We start from the raw sequence: 15,927 nt of genomic DNA, 5'->3' as shown, positions 1-15,927 counted from the left end.
TCAGCGCTTGCGGATCGGCGTCAGCGCTTCCGGGTTGGCGACGCTCGACATGTCGCCGTCGTCGAACGCGAGAATGTTGCGGAATGCGGCACTGAAATACAGCTCGTAGCTTTCGCGTTCGACGTAGCCGATGTGCGGCGTGCAGATCACGTTTTCCATCCGCAGCAGGCTGTAGCCCTGCAGGATCGGCTCGCTTTCGAACACGTCGATCGCGACCATCCCCGGCCGGTTGTGCGACAGCGCGTTGACGAGTGCGTTTTCCTCGAGCAGCTCGGCGCGGCTCGTATTGACGAGCAGCGACGTCGGCTTCATCCGCATCAGGTCTTCCTGCTTCACGATCCCGTGGGTGTCGTCGTGCAGGCGCAGGTGCAGCGACAGCACGTCGCTCTGCTCGAACAGCGCCTCGCGGCTCTCGGCGGCCGTATAGCCGTCGGCGCGCGCGGCCTCGAGCGAATGCTCGCGGCCCCAGATCAGCACGTTCATCCCGAACGCGTTGCCGTAACCGGCGACGAGCCGGCCGATCTTGCCGTAGCCCCAGATGCCGAGCGTCTGGCCGCGCAGCACCTGGCCGAGGCCGAAGTTCGGCGGCAGCGCCGACGTCTTCAGGCCCGACTGCTGCCAAGCACCCTGTTTCAGGTTCGCGACGTATTGCGGAATGCGGCGCTGGGCGGCCATCACGAGCGCCCAGGTCAGCTCGGCCGGCGCGACCGGCGAACCGGTGCCTTCGAGCACCGCGATGCCGCGGTCGGTACACGCGTCGAGATCGATGTGGCTCGACACGCGGCCGGTCTGGCTGATCATGCGCAGATTCGGCAGCTTGGCGAGCAACTGCGACGTAATCGGGGTTCGTTCACGAATCAGCACGAGCGCCTCGACTTCCGCCAGACGGCTGGCGAGCTGTCCGAGGCCGCGCACCGTATTGTTGAAGACCTTTACGTCGTGGCCGGCGAGCATCTCGAAGCAGTTCAGCTTGCGGACGGCGTCCTGGTAGTCGTCGAGGATGGCAATTTTCATGGTGAACGGGGTGTCGCGCGTTGAAAGCGGCAGGGCGGCGGCGCAGCTTGCGCGCCCGTCTCGCCCGGCCGGGGCCGACATGATGCAACGTCGGCCGCCTTCATGGTGTCTTTTTAACAGGTTGTTACGCTCCGCCGCAATCGGCTTCCGCCGCCCCGGGCGCCGCTCCCGCGCCGTGCAAAGGGGTGCGCTGTTGTGTCGCATCGAACACGTCCTTCCTGATTCGGCCGCTTACTCGACGAGGTTCACCCAATTGTTGCTTCAAGCAGAATAATTGGATCAAGTATCCGCAGAAGGCGAGGATTTTTGACTATTTTTATCGTCAACCGGCCCCTTGTTGAGCAACTCTGCATCATTTCCGCTGTCGTAGGAGAATTACGCATTTGCATCATCTTTTTGAAGTTGTAACAGCGGCAGGAGTCGTTATGGATCATTTGCAGTCGATGCGCGTGTTCGTCAAGGTTGCAGATCTCGGCAGTTTCGCGCGGGCCGCGAGCGCAATGGATATCTCCAACGCGGTCGCGACGCGCCACGTCGCCGATCTGGAAGGCCGGCTCGGCACGCGTTTGCTTAACCGCACCACGCGCAGCCTCTCCCTGACGGAGTCGGGTCAGGTCTATCTGGAGCGTGCCCGCCAGATCCTCGACGAGCTCGAGGACGTCGAGCAGATGGTCGTCGCACGCAATCACGAGCCGGTCGGCACGCTGCGCATCGTCGCGCCGGTCGTGTTCGGCCTGCACAACCTCGCCCCCGTGCTGCAGTCGTACACGGAGAATTTCCCGAAGGTGGTGCCCGATCTCACGCTGGTCGACCGGCAGGTCGATCTCGTCGAGGAAGGCTTCGACGTCGGCATCGTGGTCACGCGCCAGATGCGTAGCGCGAGCATCGTCACGCGGCGCCTGACCACCGGTTGCATGACCGTGTGCGCGACGCCCAGCTATCTGGAGAAGCACGGCGTGCCGATTCATCCGGAACAGCTCGCCGAGCACCCGGCCCTGAGCCTGCCGACCGAATACTGGGGCGACGAGCGTGTGTTTACCGGGCCGGACGGCGAAGTGCGCGTGCGCCCGACCAACGTGATCGTCGCGAACAACACCGCGATGCTGCGCCAGTTCGCGCTGCTCGGGATGGGCGTCGCGATCCTGCCGAGCTACCTGATCGGCAGCGACATCGCGCGCGGCGCGCTCGTGCGGCTGCTGCCGGATTTCCGGCTGCCGCAGGTCGAGATCAACATCGCCTACCCGAGCCGGCGCCATCTGCCGGCGAAGGTGCGCACGTTCATCGACCACCTCGTCGAGCATTTCAGCCACTCCACCGACGCGACGATGGGCGAACAATGGGCCGCGCAGAGCGCGACGGTGCCGCCGATCGGCGTCGAGATGCGTGCCGAGCAGCCCGAATCGACCGATCCGAACCTGCAGCCGCGGATGGCGCGCTCGCCGCGCGCGCGCGTGGCGGTGCCGTCGCCGCTGTAACGGCTCGGCGCCCGGCAGCGCTACGCCGGCGCAAATAAAAAACGCGGATCGATCGATCCGCGTTTTTTTATGGCTGCGTGCCGGCGCCGGGCGCGCCCGAAGCGGCGCCCGGCGGCCGGGCCGTCACGAACCCGTCTTGCGCGCCGTCGTCTTGCGGGCGGCGGTCTTGCGTGCCGGCGCCGGTTTCTCTTCGACGCCTTCGGTCACGGTTTCGGCATCCTTCGTCGCCGATTTGGCCGTCTTCTTCGCCGCGGCCGCCTTCGGTTCCTTCTTCTCGAACTCGAAGCCGATCTTGCCGTCCGGCTGCTTCACGAGGAACGCCTTGAAGTTGCGGCCGGTACGCGACGACTTGAAGCCCGGCAGCAGATCCGTGCGGCCGTCGGCCAGCAGCTTGCCCATCTGCTCGCGCGTGATTTCCTGCTGCAGGATCACCTTGCCCGAGCGGAAGTCGCAGGTCTTCGGGTTCGCGACCGAGTGCTCGCACACGTAGCTCATCCCGTGCTCGAACACGCGGCCCTTGCATTTCGGGCACGCGCCGACCGGTTCCTGCGCGGAGAAGTCGGGCGCTTCGCCTTCCTCGCCGCCCTGGTCCTGGCCGAAATCGAACTCGAGCTTGTAGTTCTTCGTCTCGTCGTCGAAGGACAGCTTGAGGATCGCCGAGAACGGGCGGCCCATCTTGCTGCGGAACCCGGACAGCGGCCCGATTTCCTTCTTCTGCAGCAACTCCTCGACTTCCGGGATCTCGAACTGCCGGCTGCCCGGGATCTTCGAGATCGAGAAGTCGCACTTCGTGCACGCGAAGCGGCGGTAGTTTTCCTTCACCTGGCCGCCGCAATTCGGGCACGGCGTCTGAAGGGTCGCGTAGTCGCCGGGGATCGTGTCGGAATCGTATTCCTTCGCGCGCTTGACGATCTGCTGCGTCATGCGGGCGATTTCCTGCATGAACGCGTCGCGGCCGAGATTGCCGCGCTCCATCTGCGACAGCTTGTATTCCCATTCGCCGGTGAGCTCGGGCGCGGTGAGTTCCTTCACGCCGAGGCCGCGCAGCAGCGTCATCAGCTGGAACGCCTTCGCGGTCGGGATCAATTCGCGGCCCTCGCGCAGCAGGTACTTCTCGCCGAGCAGACCTTCGATGATCGCCGCCCGGGTGGCCGGCGTGCCGAGGCCCTTCGCGGCCATCGCCTCGCGCAGCTCGTCGTCCTCGACCAGCTTGCCTGCGCCTTCCATCGCGGACAGCAGCGTCGCTTCCGAGTAGCGTGCGGGCGGCTTGGTCACGAGCGCGACGGCGGCGATTTCGTCCGTCTTCACCTTCTCGTCCTTCTGCACCGGCACGAGGTTCGCGTCCGCGCCTTCGGCATCGCGGCCGTACACCTGCAGCCAGCCCGGTTCGACGAGCACCTTGCCTTCGGTCTTGAAGTGATGGCCGGCGACTTCGGTGATGCGCGTCGTCACGCGGAATTCGGCTGCCGGGAAGAACACCGCGAGGAAGCGCTTCACGACCATGTCGTACAGCTTCTGCTCCGGCTCGGACAGCGATTTCGGCGCCTGCAGCGTCGGGATGATGGCAAAGTGGTCGCTGATCTTCGAGTTGTCGAAGATCCGCTTGTTCGGCTTCACCCAGCCCTTGTCGAGCACCTGCTTCGCGTGCGGCAGATAGTTGTTGCTTTCCTTGAGCATCTCCAGCGTGGACTGGACCGTCGACAGGTAGTCTTCCGGCAGCGCGCGCGCGTCGGTACGCGGGTAGGTCAGCACCTTGTGCTTTTCATACAGCGCCTGCGCGAGGCCGAGCGTGTTCTTCGCCGAGAAGCCGAAGCGGCTGTTCGCCTCGCGCTGCAGGCTCGTCAGGTCGAACAGCAGCGGCGACAGTTGGGTCGACGGCTTCGATTCCTCGGACACCGTGCCGACCTGGTCGCGGCAGGCGGCAACGATCGTTTCGGCGGCCGGCAGGCTCCACAGACGGGAGTCGCGCTTTTCCGGATCGAATTCGTCGCGCTTGAATTTCGGGTCGTACCACTTGCCTTCGTAGAAGCCGCCCGCGCACGCGAATTCGGCCTTCACTTCCCAGTAGTCGCGCGGGACGAAGCGGCGGATTTTCTCTTCCCGTTCGACGACGATCGACAACGTTGGCGTCTGAACGCGGCCGACGGTGGTCAGGAAAAAGCCGCCGCCCTTGCTGTTGAACGCGGTCATCGCGCGCGTGCCGTTGATCCCGACGAGCCAGTCGGCTTCCGAGCGGCAGCGCGCGGCGTCGGCGAGCGGCTGCATGTCCGAATCGCTGCGCAGGTTCGCGAAACCGTCGCGGATCGCCTGCGGCGTCATCGATTGCAGCCACAGGCGCTGGACCGGCTGCTTCGCCTTCGCGTGCTGCGCGATCAGGCGGAAAATCAGCTCGCCTTCGCGCCCCGCGTCGCATGCGTTGATCAGGCGGTCGACGTCCTTGCGCTTCATCAGCTTCGTGAGCACCTTGAGGCGCGACTCGCTTTTTGCGATCGGGTTCAGGTCGAAATGCGGGGGGATGACGGGCAGATGCGCGAAGCTCCATTTCCCGCGCTTGACCTCGTACTCCTCCGGGGCGGCGATTTCCAGCAGGTGGCCGACAGCGGACGAAAGGACGAAATCGTCGCTCTCGTAATACTCGTCATGCTTGGTAAAGCCGCCCAAAGCGCGTGCGATGTCGTTCGCGACAGAAGGCTTTTCCGCAATGATCAGTGCTTTGGACATGACAGGTGTGTGTTGGTAGACCGGGTTCGCCGGTGTGGGTCCCTTTTACGACCGCTTTATAGCACACGCCGCAGCGACGGCGGCTCAGCGTGTAAAAAGCGGCTCATCATAGAGGGGGGCCGCAACGGCGGCAAGCGCCGGGCGCGGCGGGGCGCGCAAACCTGCGCCAAACCGCCGCGCCGGCCCGCGGATTCAGGCTTCGACGTTCAGGACGTCGCGCAATTTCGGTGCGTGCGGCGCACCGGGCACCGCGCTCAGGTCGGACAGCATGCGCTCGACGATCGCCGCGTGCGGCAGCACCGTGCCGAAGAAGCGCGCGGTGTGGGCATCCTCGATCAGGATGGTCGGGAAGTTCTCGACGTCGAGATCGTCGAGCCGGTCGGCATGGGTTTCGATGTCGATCCACGCGAAGCAGGCGTCCGGATGCGCATCGGCGAGCTGGTCGAAGGCGGTCCGGTAGTCGCGGCACGTGCCGCACCAGTCGGCGCACAGGCACGCGACCAGCAACGTGCCGGGATCGGCGAGGCGCTCGGCGATCCGATCTGCGTCGGTGTCGAGATTCAGCGCGGGCATGGCATTCCTTGGGTTGCGTCGGCGGCCGGGCCGCCCCTATGCCGGGGAATGTAGCACGCCCCGCGCGGACGGGGTGGGCGCCGGGTCAAGCCGCGTGAAGCGTCCGCCGGCGACGCTCGCGACGCGGCCGGCCAGTTCCAGCGCGAGCAGCGCACCGTGCAGCACGTCGTCGGACAGGCCGCTGTGCTCGGCGAGCCATTCGTACGTCACGGGGCCGTATCCCAGCGCGGCGAGCACGACCTGTTCCGACGGGTTGCCCGGTGGCGGGGCTTCGATGCGGGGCGGCGCGGCGGACGCGGCGGCGCGATCCGGTTGCGCGACGCCGTCAGCTTCGGGCTCGCGAATTTCGCCCACGGTCGGGCCCGGGTTGCCGGCCCGCGCCGCGCCGCCCGTCGCGCGCGCGGCCGGCTCGCCGAGCCCGTATTCCTCTAGCACGTCGAGCGGCGCCGCGGTGAGTTTTGCGCCGTCGCGGATCAGCGCGTGGCAGCCCTGCGCGAGCGGGGCGTGGATCGAACCGGGCATCGCGAACACATCGCGCCCCAGTTCGTTCGCGAGCCGCGCGGTGATCAGCGAGCCCGAGCGCGGGGCGGCCTCGACGACGAGCACGCCGATCGCGAGCGCGGCGATCAGCCGGTTGCGCTGCGGGAAATGCGCGGCGCGGGCCGGCGTGCCGAGCGGCCATTCCGACACGATCGCGCCGTGCGCGGCGATCTCGTGGGCGAGCGCGCGGTGCCGCGCCGGATAGACGAGATCGGCGCCCGTCGCGATCACCGCGACGGTGCCCGAGCGGCCGTCGAGCCCGCCACGATGCGCGGCGCCGTCGATCCCGAGCGCCAGGCCCGAGACGATCGTGAGGCCCGCGTCGGACAACGCGTGGGCGAAATGCGTGGCGTCGGCGAGCCCCTGCGGCGTCGCATGGCGGCTGCCGACGATGGCGAGGCCGCGTGCGTGCAGCAGGTCGAGCCGCCCCTTTACATATAGCAGCGGCGGCGGATCGTGCAGGTCGCGCAGCCGCGGCGGGTAGGCCGGGTCGCTCAGCGTGACGAGCACGTTGCCCGGGCCGTCGAGCCATGCGAGCGCGGCGCGCGTGCGCGTATCGAGATCGGCGCGCTCGCTCGTGCGCACGGCCTGCGCGGCGGCGGGGCTGCTCACGGCGGCGATGGCTTCGTCGGACGCGCACAGTAACGCCTCCGGCGAGCCGAATACCTCGAGCAGCACCTGCAGCACGGCGGGCGGGAGACCGGGCGCATGCGCGAGCTGCAGCCAGGCGCGCAGCGCGGCGGGCATCAGCGCTTGCGGGGACATGAGGCTGCCCTCCAATGCGGCAGCCAGCGGAGCGCGTGGCGCCATGATAAAATTTTCATCATCCGAAATACTCGACAGGGCCGTGCGCGCGGGCGCCCGGCCGATTGCAGGAGGCGCGATCCGCGGCATTGATATGCCACGCATCCGCCTCATCTTCATTGCATCCCGGCGGCGGCGCCAGCCGGCCGGATGGCCGATGCGGCGCGCCGCTCCACCGAATACCGAACACCATGGCTTTGCTCAATATTCTTCATTACCCCGACAAGCGGCTGCACAAGGTCGCGAAGCCCGTCGACAAGGTCGACGACCGGATCCGCAAGCTCGTCGCCGACATGGCCGAGACCATGTACGCGGCGCCCGGCATCGGCCTGGCGGCCACGCAGGTCGACGTGCACGAGCGCGTGATCGTGATCGACGTCTCCGAGGAGAAGAACGAGCTGCGCGCGTTCATCAACCCGGAAATCGTGTGGTCGAGCGACGCGAAGCAGACCTATGAAGAAGGCTGCCTGTCGGTGCCCGGCATTTACGACGAAGTCGAGCGCCCCGACCACGTGCGCGTGCGCGCGCTCAACGAGCAGGGCGAGACGTTCGAGCTCGACTGCGAAGGGCTGCTCGCGGTGTGCGTGCAGCACGAGATGGATCACCTGATGGGCCGCGTGTTCGTCGAATACCTGTCGCCGCTCAAGCAGACGCGCATCAAGACGAAGATGAAGAAACTCGAACGCGCGATGTGATGCGCGTGCGCCCAGCCCGACCCCGAACGCTGTCATGACCCATACGTTGCGCGTGATTTTTGCCGGCACGCCGGAATTCGCCGCGGCTGCCCTTGCCGCGATCCACGAGGCCGGTTTCCCGGTGCCGCTCGTGCTCACCCAGCCCGATCGCCCGGCCGGGCGCGGGATGAAACTCCAGGCGAGCGCCGTGAAGCGCTACGCCGTCGAGCACGGGATGACCGTCGCGCAGCCGCCGTCGCTGCGCCGCGCGGGCAAGTACCCGGCGGAGGCGGCCGACGCGATCGAGCTGCTGCGCACGACGCCGCACGACGTGATGGTGGTGGCCGCGTACGGCCTGCTGCTGCCGCAGGAAGTGCTCGACATCCCGCGCGCCGGCTGCATCAACATCCATGCGTCGCTGCTGCCGCGCTGGCGCGGCGCCGCGCCGATCCATCGTGCGATCGAGGCCGGCGACGCCGAGACGGGCGTCACGCTGATGCAGATGGATGCCGGCCTCGACACCGGCGCGATGATCGAGGAGGCGCGCCTCGCGATCGCGCCCGACGATACGACCGCGACGCTGCACGATCGCCTCGCCGCCGACGGCGCGCGGCTGATCGTCGACGCGCTCGTGCGGCTCGAGCGCGACGGCACGCTGCCGGCAACGCCGCAGCCGGCCGACGGCGTGACTTACGCCGAAAAGATCGGCAAGCACGAAGCGGCGCTCGACTGGCGCAAGCCGGCCGACGTGCTCGCGCGCCAGGTGCGTGCGTTCGACCCGTTCCCGGGCGGCGTCGCGACGCTCGATGGCGCGGCCATCAAGCTGTGGGCGGCGGAGCCCGTGGCGGCGCGCGGCCCGAGTGCCGACGCGGCGCCCGGCACGATCGTCGAAGCCGCGCCGGAAGGCGTGGTGGTCGCGTGCGGCAGCGGTGCGCTGCGCGTGACCCAGTTGCAGAAGCCGGGCGGCAAGCGGCTGCCCGCTCGGGAATTTCTCGCCGGTTCGCCGCTCGTCGCCGGCCAGCGTTTCGCGCTGCCAGACGCCGACTGACAGGACCTGAGCGCCATTCGACCCGATCCGCCGGCCCGGCGCAACTAGCCGGACGGCCGAGTCGCGTGGGGCGGCAGGCGCGCGTAGAATTTCCCTGCGCTCTCCGGTTTCGAGGTTTTCATGTTCGGCATCACCCATTTCGGCTTCTTCGTGTTCGCGGTTTTCCTGCTGAACATCACGCCTGGTCCCGATACGGCCTACATCGTCGGCCGCAGCGTCGCGCAGGGGCGCGGCGCGGGGCTGATGTCGGCGTTCGGCATTTCGGCCGGCTGCTGCGTGCACGCGCTCGCCTGCGCGTTCGGCCTGACCGCGCTGCTGGCCGCGTCGGCAACCGCGTTCACGGTGATCAAGCTGGTCGGCGCCGCGTACCTGATCTATCTCGGCGTGCGGATGATCGTCGCGAAGCAGGCCGCCGCGCCATCGGGCGCCGAAGCCGCGCGGGTAGCGGCCGCCAAGCCGCTGCGCCAGTTGTTCATGCAGGGTTTCTGGACCAACGTGCTGAATCCGAAGGTCGTGCTGTTCTTCGTGTCGTTCTTTCCGCAGTTCGTGTCGGCCGACAGTCCGCACAAGGCCTGGGCGTTTCTGACCCTCGGGGCGGTGTTCGTCGCGATGAGCACGGTCTGGACGAGCGGGGTCGCGTGGGTGGCGGGCAGCGTCACGCAGCGCTTTTCCGGCAAGCCGGGCGTCAGGAAGTGGCTCGACCGCACGGTCGGCAGCGCTTTCGTCGGCCTCGGCCTTCGTCTTGCAGCTTCGCAACGCTGAGATTGAATTTTTCCGGCAAGACCTTATCTAACAAATCGCTTACAATTTTCCGCCGTGCGCTGTGATGTGCGGCGGGTCCCCTGACGGATAAGGAGTGGGTATGTTCAATTGGGTCAAAACGGCGATGCTGATGGCCGCGATCACGGCCCTGTTCATCGTGATCGGCGGGATGATCGGCGGCTCGCGCGGCATGACGATCGCGCTGCTGTTCGCGCTCGGCATGAATTTCTTCTCGTACTGGTTCTCGGACAAGATGGTGCTGCGCATGTACAACGCGCAGGAAGTCGACGAGAACACGGCGCCGCAGTTCTACCGGATGGTGCGCGAGCTGGCCACGCGCGCGAACCTGCCGATGCCGCGCGTCTATCTGATCAACGAGGACGCACCGAACGCGTTCGCGACGGGCCGCAACCCCGAGCACGCGGCGGTCGCCGCGACGACGGGCATCCTGCGCGTGCTGTCGGAGCGCGAGATGCGCGGCGTGATGGCGCACGAGCTCGCGCACGTGAAGCACCGCGACATCCTGATCTCGACGATCACCGCGACGATGGCGGGCGCAATCTCGGCGCTCGCGAACTTCGCGATGTTCTTTGGCGGGCGCGACGAGAACGGCCGGCCGGCCAACCCGATCGCGGGGATCGCGGTCGCGCTGCTCGCGCCGATCGCCGGCGCCTTGATCCAGATGGCCATTTCACGGGCGCGCGAGTTCGAGGCCGACCGCGGCGGCGCGCAGATTTCCGGCGATCCGCAGTCGCTCGCCACCGCGCTCGACAAGATCCACCGCTATGCGGCGGGCATCCCGTTCCAGGCGGCCGAGGCGCATCCGGCCACCGCGCAGATGATGATCATGAACCCGCTGCACGGCGGCGGTCTGCAGAACCTGTTCTCGACACACCCGGCCACCGAGGAGCGCATCGCGCGCCTGATGGAGATGGCGCGCACCGGCCGCTTCGAGTGACCCGTCGGCGGACCCGTGCGGCAACGGCCGCGCGGGATCGCCCCGCCACCCCGCATGCTTCGCGCTGCGGGGTGTTTCATTTGTGCGCGCCGTAAACGGGCCAAAGGGGCGGCATGGCCGCGCGCTACAATGCGCGGTTTGGGATCGCGGGCCGTCTGGCGGTTGCGATCCCGCCGTTTGCCGCATGTGTTTGCCGCACCGATTGCCGCGCCTGTTTGCCGATTCCGCACCGATGACACGACCTCGTTCTTCCGCTCCGACTACTTCCGGCCGCCCGGCGCGCCTGGCTGCGCTGCACCTGGCACCCGATTCGCTCGGCTTCGCGCTCGACGCTGCCGCGCAGGCGGTCGATGCGGTGCGACGCGGCACCGCGTTGCCGGCGGCGCTGTCGGCGGTATTCGCGCAGATGCCGTCCGGTGCGCAGGCGCTCGCGCGCGGCGCGACGCAGGACGTCGCCTACCGGACGATGCGCCGCCTCGGCAGCGCGGACTGGCTGATCGGCAAGTTCGTCAGCAAGGCGCCGCCCGCGCACGTGCACGCGGTGCTCGCCGGCGCGTTCGCGCTGCTGCTCGATCCGGCGGACGAGGCCGCGTACCCGGCGTTCACGGTGGTCGACCAGGCCGTCACCGTCATCGGTGCGCGGCGCGAATTCGCGTTCGCGAAAGGAATGGTCAACGCGGTGCTGCGCCGGTTCCTGCGCGAGCGCGACGCGCTCGTCGCGGCGATGCAGGACGACCCGGTCGCCCGCTGGAACTACCGTGCATGGTGGGTCGATGCGGTGAAGCGCGCATGGCCCGACGCGTGGCAGGCGATCCTCGCGGCCGGCGAGCATCAGGGGCCGCTGACGCTGCGCGTGAATGCGCGCCGCGCGAGTGTCGATGGGTATCTCGACACGCTGCGCGCGAACGGAATCGACGCGACCGCGATCGGCCGGCACGCGGTGCGGCTCGCGTCGGCGCTGCCGGTGGATCGCATTCCGGGATTCGCCGACGGCGTGGTGTCGGTGCAGGACGCGGGCGCGCAGCTCGCGGCCGAATGGCTCGGCGCGCGCGACGGCATGCGCGTGCTCGACGCGTGCGCGGCGCCCGGCGGCAAGACGGGCCATATTCTCGAACTCGCCGATGCGGAGGTCGTGGCGCTCGAAAGCGACGCGACGCGCGCCGCGCGGATCGGCGAGAACCTCGTGCGCCTGTCGCTCGCCGCGAACGTGTGCGTCGGCGACGCCGGCGCGCCGGAAGCGTGGTACGACGGGCGTCCGTTCGATCGCATCCTGGCCGACGTGCCGTGCTCGGCGTCCGGCATCGTGCGGCGCCACCCCGACATCCGCTGGCTGCGCCGCGAGGCCGACATTCCGGCGCTGGTCGCGGAGCAGCGGCGCATCCTGTCGGCGCTGTGGCCGCTCGTGAAACCGGGCGGCGAACTGCTTTACGTGACCTGCTCGATCTTCCCCGAGGAAGGCGAAGGGCAGGCCCGCTGGTTTGAAGCGGCCTGTGAAGATGCGGTACGATTGGACGCCCCCGGCCAACTGCTGCCGGGCGGCGTGCAGGGACGGGCGGCCGCCGGCGCACTCGACCAGAACACCGATCACGACGGATTTTTCTACGCGCGGTTTCAGAAACGGTGACGATCAAACACCTTTTTCCCTTTCGGCTCGCGGCCGTCTTGCTGGTCGCGTTGACGCTGTGTCTGGCCGTCGTCCGGCCGGCGCATGCCGAATCGATCGCCGTGCAGCGCGCATCGCTCCAGTCCGACGGAAGCGGCTGGAGCCTCGACGCACGGTTCGACTTCGAGCTGAATCCGAACCTCGAGGATGCCGTCAACAAGGGCATCCCGCTTTACTTCACGACCGACTTCGAGCTGAGCCGCGCGCGCTGGTACTGGTTCGACGAGCAGCCGGTGTCCGTCACGCAGACGATCCGCCTGTCGTTCCAGCCGCTCACGCGCGAGTACCGCGTGTCGACGGGCGGCCTGCAGCTCGGCTTCCCGTCGCTGAAGGATGCGCTCGCGGTGGTCCGGCACATCACGTCGTGGCACGTGATCGACCGCAACCAGGTGCGCGTCGGCGAAACCTACACGGCGTCGGTGCGGATGCAGCTCGACACGGCGCTGATGCCGAAGCCGTTCCAGGTCGATGCCGTGAACAACCGCGACTGGACGCTCGGGTCGGACTGGAAGCGCTTCAACTTCACGGTGACCGAACGTGCTAAATAAAGTGCGCCGCGCGGCCAGCGGGAAGAGCCTCCTCATTCGCGTGATCGTGTCGACGGTCGCGCTGACCGCGCTGCTGCTGCTCGTGCTGCTCGCGGCCGCGAGCGCGAACACCGAATTCTTCGACCGCTACTACTCGTGGCTGTACGCGACGAACATCGTCGTCGCGCTCGTGTTCCTGCTCGTGGTGCTCGGGCTGATCGGGATGATCGTCGCGCGCCTGCGGAAAGGCAAGTTCGGCACGCGGCTGCTCGCGAAGCTCGCGGTGTTCTTCGCGCTCGTCGGCGTGGTGCCGGGCGGGATCATCTACATCGTGTCGTACCAGTTCGTGTCGCGCAGTATCGAGTCGTGGTTCGACGTGAACGTCGAGACGGCGCTGACGGCCGGCCTGAACCTCGGCCGCGGGATGCTCGATGCATCGCTGTCCGATCTGCAGACGAAGGCGCGGCTGATGTCCGACCAGCTCGCGAGCGTCGATGCGAACACGAACGGCACGACGCTCACGCTGCTGCGGCTGCGCGACCAGTTCGGCGTGCAGGACGCGACGATCGTCGAGCCGAGCCGCGGCGGCTCGGGCGCGGCGCCCGACCTGCACATCGTCGCGCAGGCGTCGGGCAATTTCGCGGCGCTGATTCCGGACGACCTGCCGACACCGCTGATGCTGAGCCAGGCGCGAGAACACGGCGCGTACGCGGCGATCGAGGGCGAGGTCGACGGCGACCCGCGCGCGCACGGCGCGAAGGGCGCGCTGCGGCTGCGCGTCGTGCGGCCGATTCCCGATGCGACCACGTCGCTGCTGCAGCCGGCGGAGCGGTTCCTGCAGCTCACGCAGCCGGTGCCGCCCGGGCTCGCGCACAACGCGGACGCCGTGCAGCGTGCGTATCGCGAATACCAGGAAAAGTCGCTCGGCCGCACGGGCCTGCGCAAGATGTACATCGGCACGTTGACGCTCGCGCTGTTCCTCGCGACCTTCATCGCGATGATGCTCGCGCTCGCGCTCGGCCAGCAGCTCGCGCGGCCGCTGTTCCTGCTCGCGCAGGGCACGAAGGAGATCACGGAAGGCGACTACACGCCGAAGCGCGAGATCAAGACGCGCGACGAGCTCGGCTTCCTCACGCAGTCGTTCAACGCGATGACGCGCCAGTTGTCCGAGGCGCGGCTCGCGGTCGAGAAGAACCGCATCGCGCTCGAGCATTCGAAGACGTATCTCGAGAGCATCCTCGCGAACCTGACGGCCGGCGTGTTCGTGCTCGATCGCCAGTTCCGGCTGACGACGGCCAATCGCGGCGCCGAGCGAATCTTCCGGCAGCCGTTCAATTCGCTGATCGGCACGACGCTCGACCGGATCGGCGTGGCCGCCGGGTTCGGTGCGATGGTGCGCAAGGCGTTCGCCGATCGCGAGGCGGCGTCCGACGGCGGCAGCGGCGATCGCGGCCACTGGCAGCAGCAGTTCGCGATCGAGGTGCCGGGCGAAACCGATCCGCTGACGCTGCTCGTGCGCGGCACGCGGCTCGTGTCGACGGTCGAGGGGCAGGCCGACGACCCGCAGACGTCCGGCTACGTCGTCGTGTTCGACGACATCTCCGACGTGATTTCCGCGCAGCGTTCGGTCGCGTGGGGCGAGGTCGCGCGGCGGCTCGCGCACGAGATCAAGAATCCGCTGACGCCGATCCAGCTGTCGGCCGAGCGGCTGCAGATGAAGCTGTCCGACAAGCTCGCGCCGCCCGACGCGGACGTGCTCAAGCGCGGCGCGACGATGATCGTGAACCAGGTGGCCGCGATGAAGCGGATGGTCGACGATTTCCGCGAATACGCGCGCACGCCGCCGGCGGTGCTCGCGAACCTGCAGTTGAACGAACTGGCGAGCGAGGTGCTCGGGCTGTACGGCGTCGGCGAAGGCAAGAGCCCGATCGTCGCCGAACTCGCGCCGTCGCTGCCGGTGATTCGCGGCGACGCGACGCAATTGCGCCAGGTGATTCACAACCTGCTGCAGAATGCGCAGGATTCGGTTGCGGAGTCCGCGCATCCGCGTGTGTTGATCGAAACCAAGACAGTAGAATATGGCGACCCCGACGCCGAGGGCAAAACGCGCGTCGCGGTGCGTCTGACGGTGTCCGACAACGGGCCCGGTTTTCCGGCACGCATCCTGACCCGCGCGTTCGAGCCTTACGTGACGACGAAGGCGAAGGGCACGGGGCTCGGGCTGGCCACGGTCAAGAAAATCGTTGACGAGCACGGCGCGCGGATCGATCTGCGCAATCGCATGCACGGCGAGACCGTCGAGGGTGCGCAGGTGTCGATCCTGTTCCTGCAGATGGCGAGCTATACGCCAGGCGCCGTACCGGGTGCGCAGGACGGGGCGACTCCCGCCAAGACAAAAGCAAGTGAGCAGACAAAGGCAGCGTAAATGGCAACCATCCTGGTGGTAGATGATGAAATGGGCATCCGGGAATTGCTCTCGGAGATCCTCAGCGATGAAGGACATGTCGTCGAGGCGGCGGAGAACGCGCAGGCTGCGCGGGAATACCGGCTGAATCAGGCGCCCGATCTCGTGCTGCTCGATATCTGGATGCCCGATACCGACGGCGTCACGCTGCTCAAGGAATGGGCGGCGCAGGGGCTGCTGACGATGCCCGTGATCATGATGTCCGGGCACGCGACGATCGATACGGCCGTCGAGGCGACCAAGATCGGCGCGCTCGATTTTCTCGAGAAACCGATCGCGCTGCAGAAGCTGCTGAAGTCGGTCGAGCACGGGCTTGCGCGCGGCGCCGCGCCGGTGTCCGCGAACGCGGCGGCGAAGGCGGGTGGCGCGCAGGCCGCAGGGCCGGCGGCGGTGGCGTCCGCGGCGGCGCTGCCGACGCTCGGCGACGACATGGCGTCGGCGCTCGGCGTCGCGGGCCAGACGGCCGCGATCCCGTTCGACATCCCGTTGCGCGAGGCGCGCGATGCGTTCGAGCGCGCGTACTTCGAATATCACCTCGCGCGCGAGAACGGCAGCATGACGCGCGTCGCGGAGAAGACGGGCCTCGAGCGCACGCACCTGTATCGCAAGCTCAAGCAGCTCGGCGTCGAGCTCGGCAAGAAGCCGTCGGAAGGCGCGCTGTAAAATATTTCGCGAAAGCACTTGCTCAGGGGCGGATAGCTCGA

Annotated in this window: 13 protein-coding genes; 9 read left to right on the top strand and 4 right to left on the bottom strand. The window is 67.8% G+C overall.

The features are described from left to right. Positions 1 to 1,014, bottom strand: a complete 1,014-nt coding sequence (locus CFB89_RS16475; protein WP_089468755.1) for a D-2-hydroxyacid dehydrogenase family protein — start codon at positions 1,012 to 1,014, stop codon at positions 1 to 3. Positions 1,015 to 1,439: 425 nt separating this feature from the next. Between CFB89_RS16475 and CFB89_RS16470 the strand changes: the two genes are divergently transcribed. Next, on the top strand, positions 1,440 to 2,489 hold the full coding sequence (locus CFB89_RS16470) for a LysR family transcriptional regulator (RefSeq protein ID WP_089468754.1): 1,050 nt from the start codon (positions 1,440 to 1,442) through the stop codon (positions 2,487 to 2,489). Between the two features lie 123 nt (positions 2,490 to 2,612). On the opposite strand, the gene CFB89_RS16465 is transcribed toward CFB89_RS16470, so the two are convergent. The 3 genes from CFB89_RS16465 to dprA form a co-directional block, all read right to left on the bottom strand. Continuing rightward, a complete protein-coding gene (locus CFB89_RS16465) occupies positions 2,613 to 5,210 on the bottom strand; it encodes a DNA topoisomerase III (protein ID WP_089468753.1) in 2,598 nt (865 codons plus the stop codon). 192 nt (positions 5,211 to 5,402) lie between these two features. Then, positions 5,403 to 5,783: a thioredoxin family protein gene (locus CFB89_RS16460; protein ID WP_050011119.1), complete on the bottom strand. Its 381-nt coding sequence runs from the start codon at positions 5,781 to 5,783 to the stop codon at positions 5,403 to 5,405. 36 nt (positions 5,784 to 5,819) lie between these two features. Further along, positions 5,820 to 7,133, bottom strand: coding sequence for a DNA-processing protein DprA (dprA, locus tag CFB89_RS16455; protein WP_256979682.1), 1,314 nt, complete (start codon positions 7,131 to 7,133; stop codon positions 5,820 to 5,822). Positions 7,134 to 7,318: 185 nt separating this feature from the next. Here dprA and def point away from each other — a divergent pair, with 185 nt between their 5' ends. From def to esaR, 8 genes are all read left to right on the top strand, one after another. Beyond that, complete coding sequence (def, locus tag CFB89_RS16450) at positions 7,319 to 7,822, top strand: peptide deformylase (protein ID WP_006485794.1); 504 nt, start codon at positions 7,319 to 7,321, stop codon at positions 7,820 to 7,822. A gap of 34 nt (positions 7,823 to 7,856) precedes the next feature. Next, entirely contained in the window at positions 7,857 to 8,849 is a 993-nt protein-coding gene (gene fmt, locus CFB89_RS16445; RefSeq protein WP_089468751.1) for a methionyl-tRNA formyltransferase, read from the top strand. 120 nt (positions 8,850 to 8,969) lie between these two features. Continuing rightward, on the top strand, positions 8,970 to 9,611 hold the full coding sequence (locus CFB89_RS16440; RefSeq protein WP_089468750.1) for a LysE family translocator: 642 nt from the start codon (positions 8,970 to 8,972) through the stop codon (positions 9,609 to 9,611). 100 nt (positions 9,612 to 9,711) lie between these two features. Beyond that, on the top strand, positions 9,712 to 10,569 hold the full coding sequence (htpX, locus tag CFB89_RS16435) for a zinc metalloprotease HtpX (RefSeq protein ID WP_011546484.1): 858 nt from the start codon (positions 9,712 to 9,714) through the stop codon (positions 10,567 to 10,569). Between the two features lie 232 nt (positions 10,570 to 10,801). Further along, the gene (gene rsmB, locus CFB89_RS16430; RefSeq protein WP_089468811.1) at positions 10,802 to 12,193 is read left to right on the top strand and encodes a 16S rRNA (cytosine(967)-C(5))-methyltransferase RsmB; all 1,392 of its coding nucleotides are present in this window, start codon (positions 10,802 to 10,804) and stop codon (positions 12,191 to 12,193) included. Then, positions 12,190 to 12,780, top strand: a complete 591-nt coding sequence (locus CFB89_RS16425; RefSeq protein WP_089468749.1) for a DUF4390 domain-containing protein — start codon at positions 12,190 to 12,192, stop codon at positions 12,778 to 12,780. Before rsmB ends, CFB89_RS16425 begins: the two co-directional genes overlap by 4 nt. Next, the gene (esaS, locus tag CFB89_RS16420; RefSeq protein WP_089468748.1) at positions 12,770 to 15,184 is read left to right on the top strand and encodes a sensor histidine kinase EsaS; all 2,415 of its coding nucleotides are present in this window, start codon (positions 12,770 to 12,772) and stop codon (positions 15,182 to 15,184) included. Before CFB89_RS16425 ends, esaS begins: the two co-directional genes overlap by 11 nt. Continuing rightward, on the top strand, positions 15,185 to 15,886 hold the full coding sequence (gene esaR / locus CFB89_RS16415) for a response regulator transcription factor EsaR (RefSeq protein WP_089468747.1): 702 nt from the start codon (positions 15,185 to 15,187) through the stop codon (positions 15,884 to 15,886). Positions 15,887 to 15,927: the final 41 nt, after the last annotated feature.

The organism is Burkholderia sp. AU16741, from assembly GCF_002223345.1.
In the GTDB taxonomy this organism is placed as follows: domain Bacteria; phylum Pseudomonadota; class Gammaproteobacteria; order Burkholderiales; family Burkholderiaceae; genus Burkholderia; species Burkholderia sola.
Note: the sequence above shows the minus strand (reverse complement) of the source record. Positions and strands in the feature narration are given on the sequence as shown.